The 24394-nt window shown below is 62.8% G+C and carries 23 protein-coding genes; 17 read left to right on the top strand and 6 right to left on the bottom strand.

The genetic code is table 11. From position 1 onward, the window contains the following. The first annotated feature begins 157 nt into the window (after positions 1-157). The gene (locus F6S12_RS10060; RefSeq protein WP_373365351.1) at positions 158-2590 is read left to right on the top strand and encodes a penicillin-binding protein 1A; all 2433 of its coding nucleotides are present in this window, start codon (positions 158-160) and stop codon (positions 2588-2590) included. 121 nt (positions 2591-2711) lie between these two features. On the opposite strand, the gene F6S12_RS10055 is transcribed toward F6S12_RS10060, so the two are convergent. The 3 genes from F6S12_RS10055 to rpmE all read right to left on the bottom strand — a co-directional run bounded on the left by F6S12_RS10055 (position 2712) and on the right by rpmE (position 5210). Then, a complete protein-coding gene (locus tag F6S12_RS10055) occupies positions 2712-3980 on the bottom strand; it encodes a malic enzyme-like NAD(P)-binding protein (RefSeq protein ID WP_053156016.1) in 1269 nt (422 codons plus the stop codon). Between the two features lie 187 nt (positions 3981-4167). Then, positions 4168-4947, bottom strand: coding sequence for a thermonuclease family protein (locus F6S12_RS10050; RefSeq protein ID WP_011058816.1), 780 nt, complete (start codon positions 4945-4947; stop codon positions 4168-4170). A gap of 41 nt (positions 4948-4988) precedes the next feature. Further along, positions 4989-5210 carry a 50S ribosomal protein L31 gene (gene rpmE / locus F6S12_RS10045; protein WP_011058815.1) on the bottom strand — a complete coding sequence of 74 codons (222 nt, stop codon included), beginning with the start codon at positions 5208-5210 and terminating at the stop codon, positions 4989-4991. Between the two features lie 299 nt (positions 5211-5509). Here rpmE and F6S12_RS10040 point away from each other — a divergent pair, with 299 nt between their 5' ends. The 10 genes from F6S12_RS10040 to F6S12_RS09995 all read left to right on the top strand — a co-directional run bounded on the left by F6S12_RS10040 (position 5510) and on the right by F6S12_RS09995 (position 18387). Further along, entirely contained in the window at positions 5510-7729 is a 2220-nt protein-coding gene (locus F6S12_RS10040) for a primosomal protein N' (protein WP_011058814.1), read from the top strand. 210 nt (positions 7730-7939) lie between these two features. Further along, complete coding sequence (gene argS, locus F6S12_RS10035; protein WP_011058813.1) at positions 7940-9676, top strand: arginine--tRNA ligase; 1737 nt, start codon at positions 7940-7942, stop codon at positions 9674-9676. Position 9677: 1 nt separating this feature from the next. After that, positions 9678-10385 (top strand): SPOR domain-containing protein, encoded by a 708-nt coding sequence (locus tag F6S12_RS10030; protein WP_011058812.1) that lies wholly within the window; start codon positions 9678-9680, stop codon positions 10383-10385. Between the two features lie 199 nt (positions 10386-10584). Next, the gene (gene hslV / locus F6S12_RS10025; protein ID WP_003186641.1) at positions 10585-11115 is read left to right on the top strand and encodes an ATP-dependent protease subunit HslV; all 531 of its coding nucleotides are present in this window, start codon (positions 10585-10587) and stop codon (positions 11113-11115) included. 57 nt (positions 11116-11172) lie between these two features. After that, complete coding sequence (gene hslU / locus F6S12_RS10020; protein WP_011058811.1) at positions 11173-12513, top strand: ATP-dependent protease ATPase subunit HslU; 1341 nt, start codon at positions 11173-11175, stop codon at positions 12511-12513. A 91-nt stretch (positions 12514-12604) separates the two neighbouring features. Continuing rightward, positions 12605-12982: a gamma-butyrobetaine hydroxylase-like domain-containing protein gene (locus F6S12_RS10015; RefSeq protein WP_011058810.1), complete on the top strand. Its 378-nt coding sequence runs from the start codon at positions 12605-12607 to the stop codon at positions 12980-12982. Positions 12983-13239: 257 nt separating this feature from the next. Beyond that, entirely contained in the window at positions 13240-14919 is a 1680-nt protein-coding gene (gene phaC / locus F6S12_RS10010) for a class II poly(R)-hydroxyalkanoic acid synthase (RefSeq protein WP_015633859.1), read from the top strand. A 130-nt stretch (positions 14920-15049) separates the two neighbouring features. Then, a complete protein-coding gene (gene phaZ, locus F6S12_RS10005) occupies positions 15050-15910 on the top strand; it encodes a poly(3-hydroxyalkanoate) depolymerase (RefSeq protein WP_011058808.1) in 861 nt (286 codons plus the stop codon). Between the two features lie 108 nt (positions 15911-16018). Further along, entirely contained in the window at positions 16019-17701 is a 1683-nt protein-coding gene (gene phaC, locus F6S12_RS10000) for a class II poly(R)-hydroxyalkanoic acid synthase (RefSeq protein WP_315868873.1), read from the top strand. Positions 17702-17766: 65 nt separating this feature from the next. Further along, positions 17767-18387: a TetR/AcrR family transcriptional regulator gene (locus F6S12_RS09995; protein ID WP_011058806.1), complete on the top strand. Its 621-nt coding sequence runs from the start codon at positions 17767-17769 to the stop codon at positions 18385-18387. A gap of 60 nt (positions 18388-18447) precedes the next feature. Here F6S12_RS09995 and F6S12_RS09990 read toward each other — a convergent pair whose 3' ends face one another. The 3 genes from F6S12_RS09990 to F6S12_RS09980 form a co-directional block, all read right to left on the bottom strand. Further along, positions 18448-19296: a phasin family protein gene (locus F6S12_RS09990; RefSeq protein ID WP_315868872.1), complete on the bottom strand. Its 849-nt coding sequence runs from the start codon at positions 19294-19296 to the stop codon at positions 18448-18450. A 10-nt stretch (positions 19297-19306) separates the two neighbouring features. After that, positions 19307-19729: a phasin family protein gene (locus F6S12_RS09985; protein WP_011058804.1), complete on the bottom strand. Its 423-nt coding sequence runs from the start codon at positions 19727-19729 to the stop codon at positions 19307-19309. Positions 19730-19852: 123 nt separating this feature from the next. Beyond that, complete coding sequence (locus F6S12_RS09980) at positions 19853-20128, bottom strand: polyhydroxyalkanoic acid system family protein (RefSeq protein ID WP_011058803.1); 276 nt, start codon at positions 20126-20128, stop codon at positions 19853-19855. Positions 20129-20283: 155 nt separating this feature from the next. Between F6S12_RS09980 and ubiE the strand changes: the two genes are divergently transcribed. The 6 genes from ubiE to F6S12_RS09950 all read left to right on the top strand — a co-directional run bounded on the left by ubiE (position 20284) and on the right by F6S12_RS09950 (position 24392). Continuing rightward, the gene (gene ubiE / locus F6S12_RS09975; protein WP_053148653.1) at positions 20284-21054 is read left to right on the top strand and encodes a bifunctional demethylmenaquinone methyltransferase/2-methoxy-6-polyprenyl-1,4-benzoquinol methylase UbiE; all 771 of its coding nucleotides are present in this window, start codon (positions 20284-20286) and stop codon (positions 21052-21054) included. Beyond that, positions 21054-21677 (top strand): SCP2 domain-containing protein, encoded by a 624-nt coding sequence (locus F6S12_RS09970; protein ID WP_015633857.1) that lies wholly within the window; start codon positions 21054-21056, stop codon positions 21675-21677. The genes ubiE and F6S12_RS09970 overlap by 1 nt, the downstream gene beginning before the upstream one ends. After that, positions 21674-23278, top strand: a complete 1605-nt coding sequence (ubiB, locus tag F6S12_RS09965) for a ubiquinone biosynthesis regulatory protein kinase UbiB (protein ID WP_011058800.1) — start codon at positions 21674-21676, stop codon at positions 23276-23278. Before F6S12_RS09970 ends, ubiB begins: the two co-directional genes overlap by 4 nt. Positions 23279-23358: 80 nt before the next feature. Continuing rightward, the gene (gene hisI, locus F6S12_RS09960; RefSeq protein WP_011058799.1) at positions 23359-23751 is read left to right on the top strand and encodes a phosphoribosyl-AMP cyclohydrolase; all 393 of its coding nucleotides are present in this window, start codon (positions 23359-23361) and stop codon (positions 23749-23751) included. 1 nt (position 23752) lies between these two features. Continuing rightward, positions 23753-24085 carry a phosphoribosyl-ATP diphosphatase gene (locus tag F6S12_RS09955; protein ID WP_011058798.1) on the top strand — a complete coding sequence of 111 codons (333 nt, stop codon included), beginning with the start codon at positions 23753-23755 and terminating at the stop codon, positions 24083-24085. Positions 24086-24110: 25 nt separating this feature from the next. After that, positions 24111-24392, top strand: a complete 282-nt coding sequence (locus F6S12_RS09950) for a twin-arginine translocase TatA/TatE family subunit (RefSeq protein WP_077933226.1) — start codon at positions 24111-24113, stop codon at positions 24390-24392. Positions 24393-24394 lie beyond the last annotated feature (2 nt).

Raw genomic sequence — 24394 nt, 5'->3', positions numbered from 1 at the left:
CACGTCTTGACAGACGGGCAAATGACGCTCTCGGCGGAAAATGCTTATAATGCCCAGCGTTTTTTTCCGCTTTTACCTGCTGCGTGGGCCGGCCCCTGATGTCCGTGAATGCCCTGACGCCTAATTCATTCCTTTCTCTGGAAATCCAAAAGCCTTGATTCGTCTGCTGAAGTTTTTCGGGTGGTCCATCGTCGCGGTGTTCTGCGGGCTCCTCCTCGCCCTCTCCGGTGCGTTTCTCTATCTTAGTCCCGGCTTGCCGTCGGTTGAGGCCCTGAGAAGCATCCAGTTGCAGATTCCCCTGCGGGTGTACAGCAGCGACGGCAAACTGATCGCTGAATTCGGTGAAATGCGCCGTACCCCCATACGTTTCGCCGACATTCCGCCCAACTTCATCAATGCGTTACTAAGTGCTGAAGACGACAACTTCGCTAACCATTACGGGGTTGACCCCAGCAGCCTGATGCGTGCCGCAACCCAGCTGGTCAAGAGCGGACACATCCAGTCCGGCGGCAGTACCATCACCATGCAAGTGGCGAAGAACTTCTTCCTGACCAGCGAGCGCAGCTTCTCGCGCAAGACCACCGAGATCCTCCTGGCTCTGCAGATCGAACGGCAGCTGACCAAGGACGAGATCCTCGAGCTGTACGTCAACAAGATCTACCTGGGCAACCGTGCCTACGGAATCGAGGCAGCGGCCCAGGTGTATTACGGCAAGTCCATCCGTGACGTGAGCCTGGCGCAGATGGCGATGATCGCCGGCCTGCCCAAGGCGCCTTCGCGCTTCAACCCCCTGGCCAACCCGGCACGCAGCAAGGAACGTCGCGACTGGATCCTGGGGCGCATGTACAAGCTCGGCAAGATCACCGAAGCGGCCTATACCGAGGCAATCAACGAACCGTTGAACGCCAGCTATCACGTACCGACTCCGGAAGTGAACGCCCCGTACATCGCCGAGATGGCCCGGGCCGAAATGGTCGGCCGCTATGGCAGCGATGCCTACACCGAAGGTTTCCGGGTCACCACCACGGTGCCCAGCGATCTGCAGGAAATGGCCAACACCGCGGTCCATGAAGGCCTGATGACCTACGACCAGCGCCACGGCTATCGCGGCCCGGAATCGCGCCTGCCAGGCAAGACCCAGGCGGCCTGGGCCAGCGAACTGACCAAGCAGCGGACCATCAGCGGCCTGGAACCGGCGATCGTCACCCTGGTAGAGAAGAATGGCCTCCAGGTGCTGACCCGCAACGGCGAAGAACATGTGGCCTGGGACAGCATGAAATGGGCCCGGCCGTTCCTCAATACCAACAGCATGGGCCCGGTCCCGCGCCAACCGGCGGACGTGGCCCAGGTCGGCGACCTGATCCGCGTGCAGCGCCAGGCGGACAACTCGTTGAAGTTCAGCCAGATCCCGGTCGCCCAGGGCGCCCTGGTGACGCTGGACCCGCAGAACGGTGCGATCCGCGCCCTGGTGGGCGGCTTCGCCTTCGAGCAGAGCAATTACAACCGTGCGATGCAGGCCAAGCGCCAGCCCGGCTCCAGCTTCAAGCCGTTCATCTATAGCGCCGCCCTTGATAACGGCTACACCCCGGCCAGCCTGGTGAACGACGCACCTATCGTGTTCGTCGACGAATACCTGGACAAGGTCTGGCGCCCGAAGAACGACACCAACACCTTCCTCGGCCCGATCCGCATGCGCGAGGCGCTGTACAAGTCGCGCAACCTGGTGTCGATCCGCCTGCTGCAGAGCATGGGCGTGGACCGCACCATCGACTACATCAGCAAGTTCGGCTTCAACAAGCAGGACCTGCCGCGCAACCTGTCCCTGGCCCTGGGTACCGCAACCCTGACGCCGATGGAAATCGCCACCGGCTGGAGCACCTTTGCCAACGGCGGCTACAAGATCACCCCGTACATCATCGACAAGATCGAAAGCCGCAACGGCGAGCTGCTGTTCAGCGCCAACCCGCCAAGCGCCCCCACCGGCAATACGGCCACCAGCGGCATCGCCGCCCCTGAGCACAACTTCACGATCAACAACGTGGCCGGTGAAACCTCAGCTCCGGCAGCGACGCAAGCCCCGGCGGTTGCCGAGCGGATCATCGATGGCCGTACCACCTACATCCTCAACAGCATGCTCCAGGACGTGATCAAGCTGGGTACCGGACGCCGCGCACTGGCCTTGGGCCGTACCGACCTGGCGGGCAAGACCGGTACCACCAACGAGTCCAAGGATGCCTGGTTCTCCGGCTACAACGCCGACTACGTGACCACCGTATGGACCGGTTTCGACCAGCCGGAAAGCCTCGGGCGCCGCGAATACGGCGGCACCGTGGCACTGCCGATCTGGATGAGCTTCATGGGCGCCGCCCTCAAGGACAAGCCGCCACACACCCAGCCAGAGCCGGAAGGCATTCTCAGCCTGCGGGTAGACCCGGTCAGCGGCCGCGCCGCCACACCCGGCACGCCCAATGCCTACTTCGAACTGTTCAAGAGCGAAGACACTCCGCCCTCGGTCAATGAACTGGGCAATGGCGCCGTACCAGGCAGCCCGCTGCCGGCGGACGAAGCGGCGCCGATCGATCTGTTCTAGCGCCAGGGGAGCCGCGAACGCGGCAACCTTCGCCGGCTTGCCCGCTCCTACAGCGGGCAAGCGCCCACAAAAAAGCCCCGGCTCTCGCGAGCCGGGGCTTTTTGCATGACGCTACGAACGCTTAACCGTTGAACACATCATCCACGCTCTTGAGCGGGTAGTTCTTCGGGTACGGCAGGGTAGCCACGCCGGTCTCGATGGCGGCCTTGGCCACGGCATCGGAGATCACGGTGATCAGGCGGGCATCCATTGGCTTGGGAATGATGTACTCACGGCCGAATTCCAGCTTGATGCCACCGTAGGCGTCGCACACTTCCTGAGGAACCGGCAGCTTGGCCAGGTCACGCAGGGCGTTGGCCGCGGCGATCTTCATTTCTTCGTTGATGCGCTTGGCGCGTACGTCCAGGGCACCACGGAAGATGAACGGGAAGCCCAGGACGTTGTTCACCTGGTTCGGGTAGTCCGAACGGCCGGTAGCCATGATCACGTCGTCGCGGGTGGCGTGCGCCAGTTCCGGGGCGATTTCCGGATCAGGGTTGGAGCAGGCGAACACGATCGGGTTCGGCGCCATGGATTTCAGGCCTTCAGCACTCAGCAGGTTCGGGCCGGACAGACCGACGAACACGTCGGCGCCTTGCAGGGCGTCGGCCAGGGTGCGCTTGTCGGTGGAGTGGGCGAACACCGCCTTGTACTGGTTCAGGTCATCGCGGCCGGAGTGGATCACGCCGGTACGGTCGACCATGAAGATGTTTTCGATCTGTGCACCCATGCTCACCAGCAACTTCATGCAGGAGATGGCGGCAGCACCGGCACCCAGGCAAACGATCTTGGCGTCGGCCAGGGTTTTGCCAGCGATTTCCAGGGCGTTGATCATGCCGGCGGCGGTAACGATCGCGGTGCCGTGCTGGTCATCGTGGAACACCGGAATGTCGCACTGCTCGATCAGAGCGCGCTCGATCTCAAAGCACTCGGGTGCCTTGATGTCTTCCAGGTTGATGCCACCGAAGGTGATGGAAATGCGCTTGACGGTGTCGATGAAAGCCTGCGGGCTTTCGGAGTCGACTTCGATGTCGAATACATCGATGCCGGCGAAACGCTTGAACAGCACGCCCTTGCCTTCCATCACTGGCTTGGAGGCCAGTGGGCCGAGGTTACCCAGGCCGAGAATCGCGGTGCCATCGGAAATGACGGCAACCAGGTTGCCTTTGCCGGTGTACTTGTAGGCCAGTTCCGGATCGCGAGCGATTTCGCGTACCGGCTCGGCTACGCCGGGGCTGTAGGCCAACGCCAGATCACGAGCGGTAGCAGTGGCCTTGGTGAGCTCGACACTCAGCTTTCCTGGACGAGGATTGGCATGGTATTCGAGAGCGGCAGTTTTCAAATCAGACATGTGGGCATTCCGCTTTTTGCTGTTGGACAGACGGACCGCCGAGGATACTCGTGTCGCATAGTCCCCACAAGACTGCCCAGTCACCCCTGTCAAGGCCCCTAGCGTACGACTTTGGGCCAAGAGCCGCGGGGTACAAGGCTTTCAACTGTTCACAATCTATTAAAAAAATGTCTACAATTTTTCTTTATCAGATAAGTCCGAGCATGGAAGGGTCTGTCACGGACAACATCCAGCGCGGATGTGCAGATTGCCGGCCAGGCTGACGCGAGCGATCGACAACCCAGCCGCGAGCCTCGATCCGGCGCCCTGAAAGGCCACTGAGCAGCCGGCGATCGAAGCGCCGCAGGACATTGGGTGCAATGCGCAATACAACCTGCCCCTGCAATGTGATCCAAAGACCACCGCGATTGCGCTGCACCCTGCTCACTCGCCCTTCGAACAGGGCAAAGCCCGCGCGATGGATCTGCTGCGCCTTGAGTACAGGTGAACGTCGCCAAAGCCCCAGCCCGGCTCGGCGCGCATGGTTCTCGGCAGCCTTCTGGCAGCTCGCCAGGGCGACGTTTGGCAGCACGGCAATCCGATAGGCCAAGCCTTCCGCGATCAACCGGGCTTCGAAGTTGATACCAGTGACGCCATAGACATGGGCCAGGACACGACCGTAGCGATCCTGCCTTTCACGCCCCGGCAGCAGGCCGACCCGCCCACCACTCTGTGCCACCAGTTGTCGCAGGCGCTGCCGCGCCGCCTCGGCGAAGGGCTCGGCAGGGCGCCCCTTGCCCGCCAGCTCCGGGGCATTGAGGCCGATCATGCGCAACCTGCGGCCATCCTTGAGGTGCAGGGTGTCGCCGTCCACCACCCGGAGCACCGTTGCCGGCAACAGCCCCTTGGGCGCCGGACAAAACGCCTCGGCCGCTGTCAGCCAAATCGCGCCCACAAAAAAGGCGCCCACTAGGGACGCCTTTTTCATCAGCGAGGAAAGTCGGTATCGGCTTTCCAGAACGATCAGCCTCAGGCCTTCTTCGTTGCGCCGAAAGCACCGAAGCGCGACTTGAACTTGTCGACACGACCGCCAACGTCCAGAGTCTTTTGCTTGCCGGTGTAGAACGGGTGGCACTCGTTGCACACGTCCAGGCTCAGAGGCTTGGCCAGGGTGGAGCGAGTTTCGATGACGTTACCGCAGCTGCAGGTAGCGGTAATGGCTTCGTATACTGGATGGATATCGGCTTTCATGGTGTATTCCTCAGGCTAGCGTGCCGCCACCCAACACTATTGTTGAATACCGCACGAATTAGGGCGCGAATTCTACCAGACCGCGTCAAACGCGCAAGCGATCCTGAGTGCAGCCCATCAGAAAAAGCCGGTGCAACCTTGACAGCCCAGGCTTTGCCACCTCCTGAACTTAAAAACCGGCTCCATGCCCGGGCAGCCCCCGCAGGTACAGGGGCCACGCACGCTTATACAGGACACTCCACCGCTGCTCTGTTAGGCTCCGGGGCCTATTTACCCTCTGCTCAACGAGATTGTCCCGCGTGCCCGACGCCATCCTGCGCCTCGCCCTGCCCTCGCCCCTGCGCCGCCTGTTCGACTACCGTGCTCCGGCCGGGGTGCTGCGTGCCCAGTTGCACCCCGGCATGCGCCTGCGGGTGCCATTCGGCCGCCGGGAAATGATCGGCATCCTGGTGGAGGTGGCGGATCACAGCGAGGTCCCGGCGGAAAAACTCAAGCCGGCCCTGGCCCTGCTGGATCCCACGCCTCCGCTACCGCCGGCCCTGTTCAAGCTGTGCCTGTGGACCGCCCAGTACTACCAGCACAGCCTGGGAGACACCCTGAGCTGGGCATTGCCAGTGCTGTTGCGCCAGGGCGAGCTGGCCGAGGCCCGCCAGGAACGCTTCTGGTCGATCGCCCCCGGGGCCCGGCTCGACGACCCGCGCATCGCTCGCGCCCCACGCCAGCGCGAAGCCCTGGCAACCCTGGCCCAGCACCCACACGGCGTGCCCCATACCCTGCTGAGCAAGTTGATGCTGAGCAAGGACAGCCTCGACCTGCTGCTGGCCAAGGACCTGGTGCAGGTGGAGGTGCGCAAGCACGCGCCCGGGGTACGCCACGAACACTGGCTGGCCCAGCCCGAACTGCCGCTCAACAGCGAGCAGCGCGCCGCCTATGAAGCCATCCGCGCCGGGTTCGACAGCTATCACGCGTTTCTCCTGGCCGGGGTCACCGGCAGCGGCAAGACCGAGGTCTACCTGCAACTGATCCGCGAAACCCTGGAAGCCGGCAAGCAGGCCCTGGTGCTGATTCCGGAGATCAACCTCGGCCCGCAGACCCTGGCGCGCTTCGAGCAACGCTTCAACGCCCGCATCGCCCTGCTGCACTCGGCGGTCAATGACCGCGAACGCCTGGACGCCTGGCTGGCTGCCCGGGACGGCGAGGCCGACATCATCATCGGCACCCGCTCGGCCCTGTTCACGCCGATGAAGAACCCTGGCCTGATCATCATCGATGAGGAGCACGACGGGTCCTATAAACAGCAGGAAGGCCTGCGTTACCACGCCCGCGACCTGGCTCTGGTGCGTGCGCGCCAGGAAAACATTCCCATCGTCCTGGGCTCGGCCACGCCGTCCCTGGAAAGCCTGCACAACGCCTACACCGGCCGCTACGGCCTGCTGCGCCTGAACGAGCGGGCTGGCGGCGCCAAGCAGCCGCGTTTCCTGCGCCTGGACGTGAAGAGCCGCCCGCTGGACAGCGGCATTTCCGGCCCCATGCAGCAAGCCATCGGCCAGACCCTGGCCGCCGGCCAGCAGGTCCTGGTGTTCCTCAACCGCCGCGGCTTCGCCCCGACCCTGCTCTGCCACGACTGCGGCTGGATGTCCGAATGCCAGCGCTGCGACGCCCGCATGACCGTGCACCAGCGTTCCGGCGAGCTGCGCTGCCACCACTGCGGCCATGTGGAGCGGGTTCCGCGCCATTGCCCGCAATGCGGCAAGGTCGACCTGCGCCCCGTGGGCGCCGGCACCGAGCGGGCGGAAGAGCGCCTGGGCATCTTGTTTCCCGACTACCCGGTGCTGCGGGTGGACCGCGACAGCACCTCGCGCAAGGATGCAATGAACCAGCTGTTCGCCACTATCCAGAAAGGCCAGCCGTGCATCCTCGTGGGCACCCAGATGCTGGCCAAGGGTCATCACTTTCCCCGGGTGACCCTGGTGTCGATCCTCGATGCCGATGGCGGCCTGTTCTCCGGCGACTTCCGCGCCAGCGAGCGCATGGCGCAACTGATCGTCCAGGTCGCCGGGCGGGCTGGCCGGGCCGAAGAGCCGGGCAAGGTGATCATCCAGACCCACCTCGCCGACCACCCGTTGCTGGTGCAGTTGACCGAGCAGGGCTACTTCGCCTTCGCCGAACAGGCCCTGAGCGAGCGCCGCGCCGCCGGCCTGCCACCTTTCGCCCACCTGGCGCTGCTGCGGGCCGAAGCCCACAAACCGGGCCAGGCCGAGGGGTTCCTCGATGAAGCCTGCAGCGAGGCCGAGCGCCTGCTGGCGGAACAGAACCTGGGGGGCATCGAACTATTGGGCCCGGTGCCGGCTCCGATGGAGCGGCGCGCCGGACGTTATCGCGCGCAATTGCTGCTGCAGGCCAATGCCCGAGCGCCCTTGCATCGTTTGCTCAGCAGTTGGCTGCTGGTGCTGGAACAGATGCCCAGCGGGCGGCAGGTCCGCTGGTCGCTGGATGTGGATCCCGTGGATCTGTATTGATCGAGGTCGTGCTTTCGCGGGCAAGCCCGCTCCTACAATGGGCAGCATCAAACCCGCAAGAGCCGGCTTGCCGGCGAAGGCAATCGAATGCCGCCATCGATCCCCAAGCAGTCCTCTATAGTTGGCAAGCCCGTTCCAGCAACGGATAATGCCCAGTTTTTCCACCTGCGCACCGAAGCGCCGCCGCACCAGCGGTCGAAAGAGAAGACCATGAAAGACACCATTCGCCAGCTCATCCAGCAAGCCATCACCCAACTCGTCACCGAAGGTGTGTTGCCAGAAGGCCTGACGCCGGCGATCCAGGTCGAAAACACCCGCGACAAGACCCACGGCGACTTCGCCAGCAACATCGCCATGATGCTGGCCAAGCCGGCCGGCATGAAGCCACGCGACCTGGCGGAGAAAATCATCGCCGCCCTGCCGGCCCATGAAGACCTGAGCAAGGCGGAAATCGCCGGCCCCGGCTTCATCAACTTCTTCCAGAACACCCAGGCCCTGGCCGCGCGCCTGGACGCCGCTCTTGGCGACGACCACCTGGGCGTACGCAAGGCCGGCCCGGCGCAGCGCACCGTGATCGACATGTCGGCGCCCAACCTGGCCAAGGAAATGCACGTTGGCCACCTGCGCTCCACCATCATTGGCGACGGCGTGGCCCGGGTCCTGGAGTTCCTCGGCGACACCGTGATTCGCCAGAACCACGTGGGCGACTGGGGCACCCAGTTCGGAATGCTGATGGCCTACCTGGAAGAAAACCCCATCACCAGTGACGAGCTGTCGGACCTGGAGAACTTCTACCGCGCCGCCAAGCAGCGCTTCGACGAGTCCGAAGCCTTCGCCGACCGCGCCCGCGGCCTGGTGGTCAAGCTGCAGGCCGGCGACCCGGACTGCCTGGAGCTGTGGACCAAGTTCAAGGACATCTCCCTGTCCCACTGCCAGAAGATCTACGAGCTGCTCAACGTCAAGCTGACCATGGCCGACGTGATGGGCGAGAGCGCCTACAACGACGACCTGATCAACGTGGTCAACGACCTCAAGGCCCAGGGCCTGCTGGTGGAGAGCAACGGCGCCCAGTGCGTGTTCCTCGACGAGTTCAAGAACGCCGAAGGCGAGCCGCTGCCGGTGATCATCGTCAAGGCTGACGGCGGCTACCTGTACGCCACCACCGACCTGGCGGCCGTGCGCTACCGCAGCGGCAAGCTCAAGGCCGATCGCGCCCTGTACTTCGTCGACCAGCGCCAGGCCCTGCACTTCCAGCAAGTGTTCGCCGTGGCCCGCAAGGCCGGTTTCGTGACCCATCCGATGGAAATGGAGCACATGGGCTTCGGCACCATGAACGGCGCCGACGGCCGTCCGTTCAAGACCCGCGACGGCGGCACCGTGAAGCTCATCGACCTGCTGACCGAAGCCGAAGAACGTGCCTACGCCCTGGTGAAGGAAAAGAACCCGCAACTGCCGGAAGCCGACCTGCGCAGCATCGCCAAGGTGGTGGGCATCGACTCGGTGAAGTACGCCGACCTGTCCAAGCACCGCACCAGCGACTACAGCTTCAACTTCGACCTGATGCTCAACTTCGAAGGCAACACCGCGCCGTACCTGCTGTACGCCTACACCCGCGCCGCCGGTGTGTTCCGCAAGCTGGGCAAGGACTTCAGCGAAGTCGGCGGGCAGATCGAACTGCACGCGGCCCAGGAACTGGAGCTGGCGGCCAAGCTGGCGCAGTTCGGCGAGATTCTCAACAACGTCGCCGAGAAGGGCACGCCACACATCCTCTGCACCTACCTGTACGACGTGGCCGGGCTGTTCTCCAGCTTCTATGAAAACTGCCCGATCCTGGCAGCCGAGACGCCGACCCAGATGCACAGCCGTCTGCGCCTCACCGAGCTGACCCGGCGCACCCTCAAGCAAGGTCTGGAACTGCTGGGCCTCAAAGTCCTGGAGCAAATGTAAGTTGGCTGCCAAGAAAAAACCTGCACCCAAGCGTGGCGCCAGCCGTTACCAGGCCCCGGCCAAGAAGCCGATTCCGGGCTGGTTGTGGCTGGCCATCGGCCTGACCATCGGTGCCTTCATCGTGTTCCTGATGAAGCTCGAGCCCGGCAAGGGCGGTGACAGCGTCAAGCGCGAGAAGATCGAACAGCAGAAAGCCACCAAGATCGCCGAGGCCAACAAGACCCCGCCGAGCCCCCAGCAACCGGTGAAGCCGAAATACGACTTCTACACCCTGCTGCCGGAATCGGAGGTCATCGTGCCGCCGGAAGCGGTGCCGGAAAAAACCCTGCCGACGCCACAGGTGCCACCTGTGCCCACCACCCCGGTAACCCCGGCGGAAGCGGCCAAGATCGACACCGCCCGTGCCCAGGCAGCCCTGGCCGGGATCACCCCGCCACCAGCGCCACCCGTGGCCAAGGCGGCGCCGGTGACCAAGTTCTTCCTCCAGGCCGGTTCGTTCCGCAAGGAAGCCGATGCCGACAAGGTCCGGGCGCAGATCATCCTGCTGGGCCAGTCGGTCTCGGTGGAATCCGGCACGGTGAAGGATGAAACCTGGTACCGGGTATTGGTAGGCCCGTTCAGCAACCGCGAACAGCTGACCGTGGCGCAGAAACAACTGGCCGGCGCCGGCTTCAGCAACCTGCTGTTACAACAGCGCCAGAGCCGCTAAGCCGACCGCTACGCGATTGATCGCGGGCAAGCCCACTCCTACATGGCCCACCGTAGGAGCGGGCCTGCCCGCAAAGCGCTTGCAGCATGCAGCAATGACCGCCGGTCCCTCGCTGCAGCCTCCGGTTGAAAAACGCCCGACCACCCCCATATGAGTTTCCATCAGGGCACTTTCGCCCCGCTGTGTGGAGACTCCCCCCTTGACCACCATCGTTTCAGTCCGCCGCCACGGCAAAGTCGTCATGGGCGGCGACGGCCAGGTTTCTCTCGGCAACACCGTGATGAAAGGCAACGCGAAAAAAGTCCGCCGCCTCTATCACGGCCAGGTCATCGCCGGCTTTGCCGGGGCCACCGCCGACGCCTTCACCCTGTTCGAGCGCTTTGAAGGCCAACTGGAGAAACACCAGGGCCATCTGGTCCGTGCCGCCGTAGAGCTGGCCAAGGAATGGCGCACCGATCGCTCCCTGAGCCGCCTGGAAGCCATGCTGGCCGTGGCCAACAAGGATGCGTCCTTGATCATCACCGGCAATGGCGACGTGGTTGAACCCGAGGACGGGCTGATCGCCATGGGTTCCGGTGGCGCCTACGCCCAGGCCGCTGCCAGCGCCCTGCTGAAAAAGACCGACCTGTCGGCCCGTGAAATCGTCGAGACCGCGCTCGGCATCGCCGGCGACATCTGTGTATTCACCAACCACACTCAAACCATCGAGGAGCAGGATCTCGCGGAATAAGCCTGTTGCGGCGCTTGCGCCACGGCATTCATTCTTGCTTGAGGACCGCCAACTACTATGTCCATGACACCCCGCGAAATCGTCCACGAACTCAATCGCCATATCATCGGCCAGGACGATGCCAAGCGCGCCGTCGCTATCGCCCTGCGCAACCGCTGGCGCCGCATGCAACTGCCGGCCGAGCTGCGCGTTGAAGTGACCCCCAAGAACATCCTGATGATCGGCCCGACCGGCGTCGGCAAGACCGAGATCGCCCGCCGCCTGGCCAAGCTGGCCAATGCGCCCTTCATCAAGGTCGAGGCCACCAAGTTCACCGAAGTCGGCTATGTGGGCCGCGACGTTGAATCCATCATCCGCGACCTGGCCGACGCGGCGATCAAGATGTTCCGCGAACAGGAAATGATCCGGGTTCGCCATCGCGCCGAAGACGCCGCCGAAGAACGCATCCTCGATGCCCTGCTGCCCCAGGCACGCACCGGTTTCAACAGCGACGACGCGGCTCCGGCCCAGGACTCCAATACCCGCCAGCTGTTCCGCAAGCGCCTGCGCGAAGGCCAGCTGGATGACAAGGAAATCGAGATCGAAGTGGCGGAAGCTGCAGGCGTCGACATTTCCGCGCCACCGGGCATGGAAGAAATGACCAACCAGCTGCAGAGCCTGTTCGCCAACATGGGCAAGGGCAAGCGCAAGAACCGCAAGCTCAAGGTCAAGGAAGCGCTGAAACTGGTACGCGACGAAGAAGCCAGCCGCCTGGTCAACGACGAAGAACTCAAGGCCAAGGCCCTGGAAGCCGTCGAGCAGCACGGCATCGTGTTCATCGACGAGATCGACAAGGTGGCCAAGCGCGGCAACGCCGGCGGTGTGGACGTCTCCCGCGAGGGCGTGCAGCGTGACCTGCTGCCGCTGATCGAAGGCTGCACCGTCAACACCAAGCTGGGCATGGTCAAGACCGACCACATCCTGTTCATTGCCTCCGGTGCCTTCCACCTGAGCAAGCCCAGCGACCTGGTACCGGAGCTGCAAGGCCGTCTGCCGATCCGCGTGGAACTCAAGGCGCTGTCGCCGCAAGACTTCGAGCGCATCCTCAGCGAGCCGCACGCTTCGCTGACCGAGCAATATCGCGAGCTGCTGAAGACCGAAGGCCTGAACATCGAGTTCCTGCCCGAAGGCATCAAGCGCCTGGCGGAAATCGCCTGGCAGGTCAACGAGAAGACCGAGAACATCGGTGCCCGTCGCCTGCATACCCTGCTCGAGCGCCTGCTGGAAGAGGTGTCGTTCAGTGCCGGTGACCTGGCCAGCGCCCACAGCGAAGAGCCGATCCGCATCGACGCCGCCTACGTCAACAGCCACCTGGGCGAATTGGCGCAGAACGAAGACCTTTCCCGTTATATCCTGTAAACCTTCGCCACCCATGCAGGGACTGGCTTGCCAGCGATAGGGCCTCCCCCGATCGCCGGCAAGCCGGCTCCTGCCGGAAGGACTACAGGTCATGAGCAAACTTCCCACCGGTATCAACCTGCACAAAGCCTCGAAAACCCTGACCCTGACTTACGGGCCGGACGAGGTCTATCACCTGCCTGCAGAACTCCTGCGGGTGCATTCTCCCTCCGCCGAGGTCCAGGGCCACGGCAAACCCATCCTGCAATTCGGCAAGCTCGGCGTCGGCCTGACCAAGGTTGAACCGGCGGGCCAGTACGCACTGAAATTGACCTTCGACGACGGTCATGACAGCGGATTGTTCACCTGGGACTACCTCTACCAACTGGCGCTGCGCCAGGACGAGCTGTGGAACGACTATCTGGCGGAGCTCAAGGCTGCCGGAAAATCCCGCGATCCGAACGAGTCCATCGTCAAGCTGATGCTCTAGCTCAAGGCTCCGATGGTTTAGAGGGCATTTTCTAATTTCATCTGTTTGAATGCTTGGCTGTATGGCCAATGAATGGCCTGCTTGCGGAAAAAATTAAACTCGGGTAACCAATGGAGCTGGCAAGTTCCCTGCAGAGCTTTCGGAACAAAAAAGCAGCGGTGCGCAATCAACGGTCACCCGAGCAGTAGTACCTGGCATCGTGCTGTGTGACTGCACAGCAGGTCCGGTACTCGTCTCAGGACAATGGAGCGTCGTAGATGAGTAACAAGAATAACGATGACCTGAAACGCCAAGCCTCGGAAAACACCCTGGGGCTCAATCCGGTCATTGGCTTGCGTAGAAAGGACCTGCTTACTTCCGCTCGAATGGTGCTTGCCCAGGCCATCAAACAACCCATCCACAGCGTCAAGCACGTCGCCCATTTCGGCATCGAACTTAAGAACGTGATGTTCGGCAAATCCACCCTGCAGCCGGAGAGCGACGACCGTCGCTTCAACGACCCCGCGTGGAGCCAGAACCCGTTGTACAAACGCTACCTGCAAACCTACCTGGCGTGGCGCAAGGAACTCCACGACTGGATCGACGACAGCAGCCTGTCCGAGCAGGACATCAGCCGCGGCCACTTCGTGATCAACCTGATGACCGAAGCCATGGCCCCGACCAACAGCGCGGCCAACCCCGCAGCGGTAAAGCGCTTCTTCGAAACCGGCGGCAAGAGCCTGCTGGACGGCCTGTCCCATCTGGCCAAGGACCTGGTGCACAACGGCGGCATGCCCAGCCAGGTCAACATGGACGCCTTCGAAGTGGGCAAGAACCTGGGCACCAGTGAAGGCGCGGTGGTGTTTCGCAATGACGTGCTGGAGCTGATCCAGTACCGGCCGATCACCGAGCAGGTGCATGAGCGCCCGCTGCTGGTGGTGCCACCGCAGATCAACAAGTTCTATGTCTTCGACCTCAGCCCGGACAAGAGCCTGGCGCGCTTCTGCCTGCGCAACAACGTGCAGACCTTTATCGTCAGCTGGCGCAACCCCACCAAGGCCCAGCGCGAATGGGGCCTGTCCACCTACATCGAAGCCCTGAAAGAAGCGGTCGACGTAGTGACCGCGATCACCGGCAGCAAGGACGTGAACATGCTCGGTGCCTGCTCCGGCGGCATCACCTGCACCGCGCTGCTGGGCCACTACGCGGCGCTGGGGCAGAAGAAGGTCAACGCCCTGACCCTGCTGGTCAGCGTACTCGACACCACCCTGGACACCCAGGTAGCGCTGTTCGTCGACGAGCAGACCCTGGAAGCGGCCAAGCGCCACTCCTATCAGGCCGGAGTCCTGGAAGGCCGCGACATGGCCAAGGTGTTCGCCTGGATGCGCCCCAACGACCTGATCTGGAACTACTGGGTCAACAACTACCTGCTGGGCAACGAGCCGCCGGTGTTCGACATCCTGTTCTGGAACAACGACACCACCCGCCTGCCCGCCGCCTTCCACGGCGACCTGATCGAAATGTTCAAGAACAACCCGCTGGTGCGCGCCAATGCACTGGAAGTGTGCGGCACGCCGATCGACCTCAAGCAGGTGACCGCCGATATCTTCTCCCTGGCCGGCACCAACGACCACATCACCCCGTGGAAGTCCTGCTACAAGTCGGCGCAGCTGTTTGGCGGCAACGTCGAGTTCGTGCTCTCCAGCAGCGGCCATATCCAGAGCATCCTCAACCCGCCTGGCAACCCCAAGGCGCGCTACATGACCAGCACCGACATTCCGGCCTGCCCCGACCAGTGGCAGGAAAACTCGATCAAGCACACCGATTCCTGGTGGCTGCATTGGCAGGCCTGGCAGGCGGAACGCTCAGGTGACCTGAAGCCGGCGCCCACCAGCCTGGGTAACAAGAAGTTCGCAGCCGCCGAGGCGGCGCCCGGGACCTACGTCCACGAGCGCTGAGCCCCGGCCATCGACGCGGCGGCGCCAGGAGGCTCCGCCAAGCCCTATTCTTGACAAGAGGCTCGGCCTCAGGAAATCCGCAGGACGCCCGGGATGGCGGCTGCGACGGTTTAATTCACAGGGCTACGGCATGCCACACTCATTCATATTCCGCACCGTCGACCTGGATGGCCAGACCATCCGCACCGCGGTACGCCCAGGCAAGCCGCACTTGACGCCGCTGCTGATCTTCAACGGCATCGGCGCCAACCTGGAGCTGGTGTTTCCCTTTGTCCAGGCCCTGGATCCGGACCTCGAGGTGATCGCCTTCGATGTGCCCGGTGTCGGCGGCTCCTCCACGCCGAGCCGGCCCTACCGCTTTCCCGGGCTGGCCAAGCTGACCGCGCGGATGCTCGACTACCTGGACTACGGCCAGGTCAATGCAGTGGGTGTGTCCTGGGGCGGCGCGCTGGCCCAGCAGTTCGCCTACGACTACCCCGAGCGCTGCAAGAAGCTGGTGCTGGCCGCCACCGCGGCCGGGGCGTTCATGGTCCCGGGCAAACCCAAGGTGCTGTGGATGATGGCCAGCCCACGGCGCTACGTGCAGCCCTCCCATGTGATGCGCATCGCGCCGCTGATCTATGGCGGCTCCTTCCGCCGCGACCCGAGCCTGGCAGCGGAACACGCTGCCAAGGTGCGCTCGGCCGGCAAGCTCGGCTACTACTGGCAGCTGTTCGCGGGCCTGGGCTGGACCAGCATTCACTGGCTGCACAAGATCCATCAGCCGACCCTGGTGCTGGCCGGCGATGACGACCCGCTGATTCCCCTGATCAACATGCGCATGCTGGCCTGGCGCATACCCAATGCCCAGTTGCACATCATCGATGATGGCCACCTGTTCCTGATCACCCGGGCCGAGGCCGTCGCCCCGATCATCATGAAGTTCCTCCAGGAAGAACGCCAAAGGGCGGTGATGCACCCGCATCCCGAACCTGTGCGCCCTACCAAGTAAAAGATACCTGTCGACAGGATCGTCGCGCGCAAGAAGGGCCAGGACCGACTATGTTGTCTGTCTTGGATTGGTCTGCTTGTTAGTGGTTTGACGAAGGAGTGTTGACTCATGCAAGACAAACCTGCGACGGGCTCATTGCCGTCACCCGCCGCGTATATCAATGCGCAGAGCGCGATCACCGGCCTGCGCGGCCGGGACCTGTTCTCCACCTTGCGCAGCCTGGCGGCCCACAGCCTGCGCAATCCATTGCACAGTGCCCGGCATACCCTGGCCCTGGGCGGCCAGCTGGGGCGTGTGCTGCTGGGGGAAACCCTGCACAAGACCAACCCCAAGGACAACCGCTTCGCCGACCCGGCCTGGAGCCTCAACCCCTTCTACCGGCGCGGCCTGCAGGCCTACCTGAGCTGGCAGAAGCAGGTGCGCCACTGGATCGACGACAGTGGCATGAGCGAAGACGACCGGGCCCGGGCACACTTTGCCTTTTCCCTGCTCAATGATGCCGTTGCGCCTTCCAATACCCTGCTCAACCCCCTGGCCCTCAAGGAGATCTTCAACACCGGGGGCAACAGCGTGGTGCGGGGCATCGGCAACCTGCTGGATGACCTGCTGCACAACAACGGGTTGCCCAGCCAGGTGACCAAGCACGCCTTCGAGGTGGGCAAGAACCTGGCGGTCACCCCGGGCTCAGTGGTGTTTCGCAATGAATTGCTGGAGCTGATCCAGTACAGCCCCATGAGCGAAAAACAGTACGCCAAGCCGCTGCTGATCGTGCCGCCACAAATCAACAAGTACTACATTTTCGACCTGAGCCCGACCAACAGCTTCGTCCAGTACGCGCTGAAAAACGGCCTGCAGGTGTTCATGGTCAGCTGGCGCAACCCGGATGTGCGGCACCGCGAGTGGGGCCTGTCGACCTACGTCGAGGCGGCCGAAGAAGCGCTGAACGTCACCCGGGCGATTACCGGCAGTCGCGAAGTCAACCTGGTGGGAGCCTGTGCCGGAGGGCTGACCATCGCCGCCCTGCAAGGCCATCTACAGGCCAAGCGCCAGCTGCGCCGGGTATCCAGCGCGACCTACATGGTGAGCCTGCTGGACAGCCAGATGGACAGCCCGGCAACGCTGTTCGCCGACGAGAAGACCCTCGAAGCGGCCAAGCGTCGTTCCTATCAGCAAGGGGTACTGGACGGTCGCGACATGGCCAAGGTGTTCGCCTGGATGCGCCCCAACGACCTGATCTGGAACTACTGGGTCAACAACTACCTGCTGGGCAAGGAGCCGCCGGTCTTCGACATTCTCTACTGGAACAACGACAGCACCCGGTTGCCGGCCGCGCTGCACGGCGATCTGCTGGACTTCTTCAAGCACAACCCCCTGAGCCATGTCGGCGGGCTGGAAGTCTGCGGCACGCCGATCGATTTGCAGAAGGTCACGGTGGACAGCTTCAGCGTGGCCGGGATCAACGACCACATCACGCCCTGGGACGCGGTCTACCGCTCGACCCTGCTGCTGGGCGGCGAACGGCGCTTCGTGCTGTCCAACAGCGGCCACGTGCAGAGCATCCTCAACCCGCCGAGCAATCCCAAGGCCAACTACGTGGAGAACCGCAAGCTCAGCAGCGACCCGCGGGCCTGGTACTACGATGCCGAGCATGTGGACGGCAGCTGGTGGAACCAGTGGCTGACCTGGGTCCAGGAGCGCTCGGGGGCGCAGCGGGAAACCCTCACCACCCTGGGCAACCAGAACTATCCGCCGATGGAGGCTGCGCCCGGCACCTACGTGCGCGTGCGCTGAAGACACTTTGCACCACGGTTCCACGCCGGAGCCGTGCCCCTTCAATGGACCGACAAGAAGTCAGGATGAAGACCCGCGACCGGATACTCGAATGTGCCCTGCAACTGTTCAATCAAAAGGGCGAGCCCAATGTCTCCACCATGGAGGTGGCCAATGAAATGGGGATCAGCCCCGGCAACCTCTACTACCACTTCCATGGCAAGGAGCCGCTGGTGCTCGGCCTGTTCGAGCGCTTTCAGAACGAACTGACGCCATTGCTGGACCCACCGTCCGACGTCCAGCTGGCGGCGGAAGACTACTGGCTGTTCCTGCACCTGATCGTCGAGCGCCTGGCCCACTACCGCTTTCTATTTCAGGACCTGTCCAACCTGGCCGGGCGCCTGCCAAAACTGGCCAAGGGCATTCGCAACCTGCTCAATGCCTTGAAACGCACCCTGGCCTCGTTGCTGGCCCGGCTCAAGGCTCAGGGGCAACTGGTCAGCGGCACCCAGGCCCTGGGGCAGCTGGTGGAACAGATCACCATGACCCTGCTGTTCTCTCTGGATTACCAGCGGATTCTCGATCGCGAAGGCGAAGTTCGGCTGGTGGTCTACCAGATCATGATGCTGGTGGCGCCACACCTGCTGCCGCCGGCAAAGATGGCCACCGAACAGATGGCGCTGCGCTACCTGGATGAGCAGGGCTAGAACGCCTCAATAAAAAACGCCCGGCCTTCCCAGGCCGGGCGTTTTTTATTCCTGATGCGATCAGGACTGGCTGCTTGGCGTCGCTGGAGCTGGCGCGGCAGTCGGGGTTGCAGCCGGGCTCGGGGCTGCGGCGGAGTTCGCCGAGCTGGCCGGAGCCGGGGCTGCAGGCTTGGCCGCAACAGCGGGCTTGGCTGCTGGTTTGGCCGCTGGCTTGGCAGCCACAGGCTTCTTGGCCACAGGCTTTTTCGCCACTGCAGGCTTGGCGGCCGGTTTGGCCGCTGGCTTGGCCGCTGCGGTTTTCGCCGCGGGCTTGGCAGCGGGCTTGGCCGCTACAGGCTTGGCAGCTGGTTTGGCGGCTGCGGTTTTCGCGGCCGGCTTGGCTGCGGGTTTAGCGGCGGCCTTGGCGACAGGCTTAGCGGCAGGCTTGGCCAGAGGCTTGGCTGCGGGTTTTGCAGCAGGCTTGGCAGCTGCAGTTTTGGCTGCAACCGGCGCAACCTTGGCACCTGTGAGTTTTTCAATCTGCTTGGTCAGGGTATCGACCTTGTCGTGCAGGGCCTTGACTTCGTTGCGGCTAGGCACGCCCAGACGCGAGATGGCGCTGTTCAAGCGCTTGTCGAAAGCGCCTTCCAGTTCATCCCACTTACCCAGGGCGCGATCCTTGACGTCGCTGATACGCGACTTGGCCGAAGTTGCGGAATCTTTGGCCGCATCAACTTTCTTGCCGACTACGCTCTTAGTCAGTTTCTCGGCTTTCTCACCATCTTTGACCAATGTCTCGAAAAGCTTGCTGCCGTCAGAGTCGATTTTCGAGTACACGCCTAAACCAGCAAGCCAAATTTTACGGGAGTACTCTTCGACTTTCCCGATCCACGAGCTGCCTTCTTTTTCAGTATTCTTTTTACCAGCCATCCCGTTCTCCTTAATGTTTACGCGCGACACGTTCGAGCAACGCCGTCAGCTCATCGAGCTTAGCAGAGAGTGTCTCAACGTCATGTTTAGACGGAATGCCGATACGATTCAAGGCACTGGCGACGCGCGTGTCAAAAGCCTTCTCGACCTTGTCCAGTTGCACTTCGACTTTGCCTTTAAGAGTGCTGACATCCCCTTTAACGCCATCTATCTGACTGTTGGCTGCTTCAAGTTGTTCAGTGACAACTTTTTTGCCTTTCTTTTCAACGGATTGACCAGCCTTGATCAACTCCTGGAAGTACTCGCTGCCTTCCTGACCGACTTTGGCGTAGGCCCCCAGGCCTGCCAGCCAGATCTTGCGGGCATAGGATTTGACTTCACTCAGAGCAGTCGATTGGGCATCAACTTTTTTCTTCAGAATTACTTTGGCCATGGTGCACCTCACGCGCAGAAGGTTTGAGGAACTGCCCTCGGAAAGAGGACCTGAGGCACAACCTAGAGAGAAAAATTAGAATCGGCACCCTAACGACTGTCATGAATTCATGTAGGAGCCGGTTCAGACCAGAGCCTTGTCCAGAGCCTTTTCGATTTCCGACTTGATGGTGCCGCTCATGGCCGACATCAACATCCCCAGTTCCACGTCGATGCGGATCGACTCTTCACCCACATGCACCGCGCCTTTGACGCCCGAGCGCTTGAGGTTCAGGGTATCGCCTGCCCACTGCGGCTCCAGGCCATATTGATCGGCGAGTTTCTGCGCCAGTTTGTCGGCCTTTTCACGGGCTGCCTGCTTGCCCAGGCCATGGGCACGTTCAACACTAATACGGGCCATTGAAGGTCTCCTGCTGTTTCGGGACTTGCCTGAAGCATCTTGACCCTGCGTGCGTCAAAACGTCCCGGCGGATCGCTATCTTACATTCAGCCTTGCCAAGACAAAGACCGCCACCGGCATTAGAATGTCCCGCATTCTCTTTTGGTGACAGCGATATGACTGATCAGCGCAAAGGCAGCGATGCCGAACCCACCACTCACTTCGGCTTCAAGAATGTTCCTGAAAGCCAGAAAGCGGAAAAAGTCGCTGAGGTGTTCCACTCGGTAGCGGCCAAGTACGACTTGATGAACGACGTGCTGTCCGGTGGCATGCACCGCCTGTGGAAACGCTTCACGATCGAGCTGTCCGGCGTGCGCGCCGGCAATCGCGTACTGGACATCGCCGGCGGCACGGGTGACTTGACCAGGCGTTTCTCCCACCTGGTGGGCCCGACCGGCCAAGTGGTACTGGCCGACATCAACGAATCCATGCTCAAGGTCGGTCGTGACCGCCTGCTGGACCTGGGTGTGGCCGGCAACGTCGAGTTCGTCCAGGCCGATGCGGAAAAACTGCCGTTCCCGGACAACCATTTCGACTGCGTGACCATTGCCTTCGGCCTGCGCAACGTGACCCACAAGGAAGACGCCCTGCGCTCCATGCTGCGGGTGCTCAAGCCCGGCGGTCGCCTGCTGGTGCTGGAGTTCTCCAAGCCCACCAACGCGCTGATGTCCAAGGTCTACGACGCCTACTCGTTCGCCTTCATGCCCCTGGCCGGCAAGCTGATCACCAACGACTCGGAAAGCTACCGCTACCTGGCCGAATCGATCCGCATGCACCCCAACCAGGAAACCCTGAAGTCGATGATGGTCGAGGCCGGTTTCGACCGCGTGACCTATCACAACATGACCGCAGGCATCGTCGCCCTGCACCGCGGCATCAAGCCCTGATGTTGCTCAGCGGCCTGCTCGCCAGCGTCGAGACCGGCATCAATCGGGTGCTGCGTCTGGACAGCACGGCGCTGCCGCGCCTGCAGCACCTCAATGGCAAGGTGATCGCCGTGGAATGCCGCAACCCGGCGCTGCAGCTGTTCATCCTGCCCAGCGATGAAGGCCTGATGCTCGCCAGCCAGTGGGCCGCGGACCCGGACTGCACCCTGCGCGCACCGGCCTCGAGCCTGCTGCGCCTGGCCCTGAGCAAGGACAAGACCGCGGTCCTGCACGGCCCCGAAGTGGAGCTGGAAGGCGATAGCGGCGTGCTGCTGGACCTGGCAGCAACCCTTCAGGACCTGGAGCTGGACTGGGAGTACGAGCTCTCGCGCTGGCTGGGCCCCGTGGCCACCCAGCTGTTCAGTGGCCATGTGCGCAGCCGCGCCCGCTGGTATCAGCAAGGATTTGCCAGCCTCAACCAGAACCTCGCCGAATTCCTCGCCGAAGAATCGCGGACCCTGGTGGGTCAGCGCGAAGCCGAAGCGCGCTTTCGCGAGCTGGATCAGGCCAAACTCGACCTGGAACGTCTCGAGGCGCGCTTGGAGCGCCTTTCCCGATCCCTTGACCCAAGCGATAACGCATGAAGCTGCTTGCCGTCCGCCGTCTGTTGCGCATCCAGCGCGTCGTGATCCGCTACCGCCTCGATGACCTGCTGTTCGACCTGCCCCTGCCCTGGTTCCTCCTGGCCCTGCGCTTCGCCCTGCCCTGGCGCTGGTTCCCGCGCAAGCCGCTGGACCTGAGCCGCGGTGCACGCCTGCGCCTGGCGTTGCAGGACCTGGGGCCGATCTTCATCAAGTTCGGGCAGATCCTCTCGACCCGCCGCGACCTGCTGCCGGAAGACATCGCCGACGAGCTGATGCTGCTGCAGGACCGGGTGCCGCCGTTCGACTCGCAAAAGTCCGTGGCCCTGATCGAAGCGCAGTTGGGCAAGAAGATCAGCGACGTGTTCAGCCGCTTCGACATCGAGCCCCTGGCGTCGGCGTCGGTGGCCCAGGTGCACGCCGCCAAGCTCAAGACCGGCGAAGAAGTGGTGGTCAAGGTGATCCGCCCCGGGCTCAAGCCGATCATCGCCCAGGACCTGGCGTGGCTGTTCATCCTCGCCCGTGCCGCGGAAAAGCTCTCTGCCGACGCGCGCCTGCTGCACCCGGTGGACGTGGTCAGCGACTACGAGAAAACCATCTACGACGAGCTCGACCTGCTGCGCGAGGCGGCCAACGCCAGCCAGCTCAAGCGCAACTTCGAAGGCTCGCCGCTGCTCTATGTACCCCAGGTCTACTGGGACTGGTGCCGGCCCAAAGTGCTGGTGATGGAGCGCATCTACGGCATTCAGGTCACCGACCTGGCCACCCTGGCCGACCAGCGTACCGACATGAAGATGCTCGCCGAGCGTGGCGTGGAGATCTTCTTCACCCAGGTGTTCCGCGACAGCTTCTTCCACGCCGACATGCACCCGGGCAACATCTTCGTCAGCACCGTGCAGCCCTGGAGCCCGCAGTACATCGCCATCGACTGCGGCATCGTCGGCAGTCTGACCCCGGAAGACCAGGACTACCTGGCCCGCAACCTGTTTGCCTTCTTCAAGCGCGACTACCGCCGCGTGGCCCAGTTGCACATTGATTCCGGCTGGGTCCCGGCGGAAACCAAGCTCAACGAATTCGAGGCGGCGATCCGCACCGTGTGCGAGCCGATCTTCGAAAAACCGCTGAAGGACATTTCCTTCGGCCAGGTGCTGATGCGCCTGTTCCAGACCGCTCGGCGCTTCAACATGGAAGTGCAGCCGCAACTGGTGCTGCTGCAGAAGACCCTGCTCAACATCGAGGGCCTGGGCCGCCAGCTGTACCCGGACCTGGACCTGTGGAACACCGCGCAACCCTTCCTCGAACGCTGGATGCGCGAACGGGTCAGCCCCAAGGCCGTGCTCGGCAACATCCACAGCCAGATCGAACAGTTGCCGCACCTGGCCAACATGACCCGCGACCTGCTGGAGCGCATGTCCCAGCCCCATGCCGCCGATCCGCCGGCGCCCTGGCACAAGCGCAAGGACGACTGGTTCCTGCGCCTGCTGGGCACTGCCCACCTGGGCGGTGGCGCGGTCCTGGCCGCCGGCGGTCCATTGCATGAGCTGGGGCACTGGCCTGCTGGCATCATGATTGCGGTCGGTTTGTATCTGATCGTTCGCCGATAGCCAGTGGCGCGACCTGCTGGCAAACTGTCGAAATCGCCGAGGCGTCACCAGCGGGTTGAGCCCGGTTGTCGGAGTCGAAAATGAAAGATTGGCTGGACCAGATCAAATGGGATGCGGACGGCCTGGTGCCGGCCATCGCCCAGGATCACAAGACCGGGCGCGTACTGATGATGGCCTGGATGAACCGCGAGGCCCTGAGCCTGACCGCTGCCGAGAATCGCGCCATCTACTGGTCACGTTCCCGTGGCAAGCTGTGGCGCAAGGGCGAAGAATCCGGGCACGTGCAGAAGCTTCATGAAATGCGCCTGGACTGCGACGCCGATGTGATCATCCTGATGGTTGAGCAGATCGGCGACATCGCCTGCCATACCGGCCGCCACAGCTGTTTCTACCGCGTCTATGAAGATGGCGAGTGGAAAACCGTCGAACCGGTCCTCAAGGACCCGCACGCGATCTATTCTGCAGGACACTGACATGAGCGATACCCTCACCCGTCTGGCCCAGGTGCTGGAAGAGCGTAAAGACGCCGCAGCCGACAGCTCCTACGTCGCCAGCCTGTACCACAAGGGCCTGAACAAGATTCTGGAAAAAGTCGGCGAAGAATCGGTGGAAACCATCATCGCCGCCAAGGACGCTGCCATCAGCGGCGACTGCAGCGATGTGATCTACGAAACCGCGGACCTGTGGTTCCACACCCTGGTCATGCTGGCACAGCTGGGGCAGCATCCCCAGGCCGTGCTCGATGAGCTGGACCGCCGCTTCGGTTTGTCCGGACACGCCGAGAAAGCCTCGCGTCCGTCCGCCTGAACAACTTTCTAAGAGGAAACGCAGCATGGGCATTTTTGACTGGAAACACTGGATCGTCATCCTGGTGGTCGTGGTACTGGTATTCGGCACCAAGAAGCTCAAGAACCTGGGCACCGACGTCGGCGAATCGATCAAGGGCTTTCGCAAGGCCATGAATGACGACGAAAAGCCTGCCGAACCCGTGGTCCCGCCAGCAGCGCAGCCTGTGCCACCGGTTCAGCCGCAGCAGAGCGCGCCGTTGAGCCAGCCGCACACCATCGATGTGCAGGCGCAGAAAGTCGAAGAGCCGACCCGCAAAGACTCGTGAGC

Source organism: Pseudomonas sp. JV245A (assembly GCF_032424515.1).
In the GTDB taxonomy this organism is placed as follows: Bacteria; Pseudomonadota; Gammaproteobacteria; order Pseudomonadales; family Pseudomonadaceae; genus Aquipseudomonas; species Aquipseudomonas protegens.
The sequence above is the reverse complement of the archived record's forward strand: the minus strand, read 5'-3'. Positions and strand labels throughout refer to the sequence as shown.